General features: G+C 33.0%; 1 pseudogene. It reads left to right on the top strand.

The window, feature by feature from the left end:
• Positions 1-135: 135 nt before the first annotated feature.
• Positions 136-333: pseudogene (locus tag Q0842_RS16120) on the top strand (ATP phosphoribosyltransferase); the annotation flags it as partial.

The following is a 333-nucleotide window of genomic DNA, read 5'->3' as shown; positions in this document are numbered from 1 at the left end:
TCATATTTGCTCTCAAGCGAAGTGAAAATGTATTGAGTAAAATCAGCATATATTTCTAAACCCGTTTGAGACAATCAAGCGGGTTTTTTAATTCTAATGCCAACTAGATTGTTTCAAACTCATAAAAACAAGATAATGAGTAAATTAAGAATTGCAGTACAGAAATCGGGTCGTTTAAATGAAGATTCGATGCAAATATTAAAAGACATCGGAATTTCGATTGATAATGGAAAAGATCAATTAAAAGCTTCGGCTAGAAATTTCCCTGTTGAAGTATTCTATTTAAGAAACGGCGACATTCCGCAGTATTTAAAAGATGGCGTAGTAGATGCC

It is taken from the genome of uncultured Algibacter sp., from assembly GCF_947495675.1.
Taxonomy (GTDB): domain Bacteria; phylum Bacteroidota; class Bacteroidia; order Flavobacteriales; family Flavobacteriaceae; genus Algibacter_B.
The sequence above is the reverse complement of the archived record's forward strand: the minus strand, read 5'-3'. Positions and strand labels throughout refer to the sequence as shown.